The following is a 3,497-nucleotide window of genomic DNA, read 5'->3' on the forward strand; positions in this document are numbered from 1 at the left end:
ACAGGTGTCGGACGGCCTCCTCCCAGGTGAGGATGCCGAGCTCGCGCACGTAGTGTCCGAGGTACCGCGGGAACGTACCCCGCCCACGCGGATGAGGCCGCGCCCCGATCAGGATCCCATCACTGCCTCCCGTGTGCTGCGAGTGACGCATGATCGTCCGGACGTTCTCCTCGTCTCCGATGTGCATGAGGATTCCGGTGGCGGCGGCGTCCTCCACGATCGTGTCGAGCACCACATCGACGGCACGGCGACCGGTCGTGGTCGCGATCTCGGCGATGGTGCGGCCGATCAGACCCGAGAGGGCGGGGTTCACGGTGCCGGAGACCTGGATCTGCGTCCAATCGGCCCTCTCGCCGTGGAATCCGTCGCAGCCGACGTCTTCCAGTTCCACGCGGACGGCCTCCCTGCCCGCTTCGTCGAGCGCGGAGACGGCAGCGAGCAGGTCGCCGGATTCCGCCAGCCTGCTCGGCAGCAGAGCGGAGAGCGTCGTGGCGCCGGGCAGATACGGGTACGTGTCGAGCGTCACGTCGACGCCGTCCTCGATCGCCTCGTCGATCAGGGCCAGGAGCTCATCGGCGCGGCCGCGGTTCGGGGCGAAGTTCATCGTCGCGTGTGTGAGATGCACGGGGCACCCGGTGCGCCGACCGATGTCGAGCGCCTCCCGGTAGGCCTCCAGCGCCGCTCCCCCGTAGCTCCGGGTGTGCGGCGCCCAGTAGCCTCCTCGCTCGGCGACGATGCGGCACAGCGCTTCGAGCTCCGCCGTGTCCGCGTACATCCCTGGCGTGTAGGTGAGGCCGCTCGACATGCCGAAGGCTCCCGCGTCCAGCGCGCGACCCAGGATCTCCCCCATCGCGGTGAGCTCCGCAGTCGTCGCCCGACGGTTCTCGTGGCCGACGACCATCATCCGCAGATTCCCCTGGGGGACGAGGACGGCGGCGTTCGCGACCGCTGCGGCGTCGATCGCCGCGAGCAGGTCGTCCATCGTCCGCCACGGCACGTCGGCCGGAGTTCCGTTCCACCCGGCGATCTGCGCGGGGATGATCGCCGCCGCCGCATCGTCGAGGGGCGCATAGCCCAGGCCGTCCTGACCGAGCACCTCGGTCGTCACGCCCTGGCGGATCTTGGCGTCGTGCGCCGCGCCGCTCAGCACTGCGAGCTCGCTGTGCGCGTGCATGTCGATGAATCCGGGCGCGAGGACGAGTCCCTCTGCCGCGACCTCCACGGCGCCCTCGGGAAGTTCGAGTTCGGGGAGCTCGAGTTCAGGATTCACCGCACCGGCCGGGAGGATAGCCACGACCCTCGCGCCCTCCACCGCGACGTCGGCCACGTACCGGGGCGCCCCCGTCCCGTCGATGACGGTGGCTCCGCGGTACACCCGCACCTGTCCGGCGGCGGCCTTCTCGGCACTCAGAAGCACGTCGCCACCGCCCCGATCACGCGCGGATCGACGGCATCGGGGTCGTCGATCACGGCGACGACCCTCCACTTGTCGAAGGCGGTGCACGGGTGGGAGAGCCCGAGACGGACGACATCGCCCACCGCGACCGTGTCATCGCCCGTGAGGCTCAGGAACGCATGCTGATCGTTCAGCGCCGTGATCTCCCCCCGCAGCCCCTGCGGGATCGGCAGATCCAGGTCGAAGGGCACATCGCGCCGTCCGGCGTCGAGGAGCGCAAGGCCGTCCTCGGGCTGCGACACCACCCGCGACCAGGCGTGCATCCCCGAGCGCAGAGGCGCGGTGCCGACGAGCGGTCCGAACGGAGACATGCGCGAGTAGAAGCCGTCGTCGTGGATCTGGAACGCCCCCGAACGCAGGACGACGTCCACGTCGTCCCCGGCGGCTGCGAGGACGGCGGCCGCCCGATCAGGGAAGGCGCTGCCTCCCGCGCTGAGAATCGGACGGAGACCGTGCGGGTACTCCAGTCGGGCGTGCAGATCCACGAGCGTCTGCAGGTACGCGTCGACGGCGGCGACCGAGGCATCGGAGCGATCGGGACCGAAGGGCCCCTCGTATCCCGCGACGCCGGCGAGGCGCAGCCCGGATGCGTCCGAGACGGCCTTCCCGATCCGCTCGCCCTCCTCCACGCTCCGTGCGCCCGTGCGGCCGTGCGCGCCGCCGAGTTCGACCAAGACATCGAGCGGACGCGCGGCATCGTGCATCCCCCGCGCGAGGATGGCCACTCCCTCGAGAGAGTCCGCCCAGCACAGCACGCGCAGGTCGGGGTCGGCTGCGAGCAGTGCCCCCAGGCGACGCACCGCAGTGAGATCCGTGACCGCGTTCGCGATCAGCACGGTCGAGACGCCCGCGTCGACGGCGACTTCGGCCTGCCAGGGCGTCGCCACGGAGATCCCCCATGCTCCCGCGTCGAGCAGTCGCTGCCAGAGGGCCGGAGCCATCGTGGTCTTGCCGTGTGGTGCGAGGAGCACCCGGCGCTCCCTCGCCCATGCGAAGACGGTCTCCTCGTTGTGCGCGAGGGCGCCCTCGTGCACCGTCAGCACCGGCGTCACCAGGTCGGAGAGATGCAGATCCGCATCCCCCACCTGCGAGAGGCGGAGTCCCGCTGCGTGCGCAGGAAAGCCCTTCGTCCAGGTGCCGAGAACGGGATCCGGAATTTGTAGAGGCATCTAACAATGCTACTAGGCTGGCGGCATGACCGCGAAGATCCGAGTTTCCACCGACGCCGCCCCCGCCCCCGCCCACACCTTCTCGCAGGGTATCCGCAAGGGCCCGTTCGTGCAGGTCTCCGGCCAGGGACCCGTCGACCCGAAGACCAACGAGTACCTGCACCCCGGGGACGTCGCTGCCCAGACCACCCGCACGCTCGAGAACGTGAAGGCGATCGTCGAGGCGTCCGGCGCGACGTTCGACGACGTCGTCATGCTGCGCGTCTACCTGACCAAGCGCGAGGACTTCCCCATCATGAACGACGCGTACGGCGCCTTCGTGACCGCTCACACGACCAACGGCGTCCTGCCGTCGCGCACCACGGTCTTCACCGGCCTTCCGCGCGAGGAGATGCTCGTCGAGATCGACGGCATCGCCATCATCGACTGACGTCTGCGTTGCGGGGAGGCACGTTATCACGGACCGTTGCCTCCCCGTTACCTCCCATCCCGTACCATTGGACGTCAGGACACGTTTGAGAGCCGGGGGGTGAAGTTCGTGACCGATCTGATTTCTGCGCCGGGCGCAGCAGCCGAGGCGCGTGGAGACGACTCCGCGCCCACTGCAGTGCTCGCGCCGACGGACGCTCCCACGGAGACCGTCCCGCCGACCACCGGTGACCAGCCGCTCGCCTGGGCTCCGATCGAACCGTCTCCCAAGAAACGTCGCCTCGGCCTCTGGATCGGCCTCGGGCTGGGAGTCGTCGCCCTCGGCGCCGGAGCCGCGTCGATGATCCTGATCGCACCGGGAACCACGGTCGCCGGGATCCCGGTCGGCTGGATGACTCCTGGCGCCGCCGCCGACGCCATCGACGCCCGCCTCGCTCAGACCG

The 3,497-nt window shown here is 70.1% G+C and carries 3 protein-coding genes and 1 pseudogene; 2 read left to right on the top strand and 2 right to left on the bottom strand.

Annotated elements, in window-relative coordinates; translation table 11 throughout:
- On the bottom strand, positions 1-1,417 hold a 1,417-nt coding region (locus DSP71_RS03005; RefSeq protein ID WP_147251178.1), incomplete at its 3' end, for an amidohydrolase family protein.
- Positions 1,408-2,625 carry an alanine racemase gene (locus DSP71_RS03010; RefSeq protein WP_218867771.1) on the bottom strand — a complete coding sequence of 406 codons (1,218 nt, stop codon included), beginning with the start codon at positions 2,623-2,625 and terminating at the stop codon, positions 1,408-1,410. The genes DSP71_RS03005 and DSP71_RS03010, both read right to left, overlap by 10 nt.
- A gap of 25 nt (positions 2,626-2,650) precedes the next feature.
- Between DSP71_RS03010 and DSP71_RS03015 the strand changes: the two genes are divergently transcribed.
- Together DSP71_RS03015 and DSP71_RS23035 are read left to right on the top strand one after the other, a co-directional pair.
- Positions 2,651-3,055 carry a RidA family protein gene (locus tag DSP71_RS03015; protein WP_046748830.1) on the top strand — a complete coding sequence of 135 codons (405 nt, stop codon included), beginning with the start codon at positions 2,651-2,653 and terminating at the stop codon, positions 3,053-3,055.
- A 108-nt stretch (positions 3,056-3,163) separates the two neighbouring features.
- Positions 3,164-3,497, top strand: a pseudogene (locus DSP71_RS23035) (murein L,D-transpeptidase); the annotation flags it as partial.

The organism is Microbacterium sp. H6 (assembly GCF_003314775.1).
GTDB lineage: Bacteria > Actinomycetota > Actinomycetes > Actinomycetales > Microbacteriaceae > Microbacterium > Microbacterium oxydans.

Coding starts and splice junctions, on each gene's coding strand:
- DSP71_RS03015 (WP_046748830.1), top strand. CDS start 2,651: ATGACCGCGAAGATCCGAGTTTCCACCGACGCCGCCCCCGCCCCCGCC.
- DSP71_RS03010 (WP_218867771.1), bottom strand. CDS start 2,625: ATGCCTCTACAAATTCCGGATCCCGTTCTCGGCACCTGGACGAAGGGC.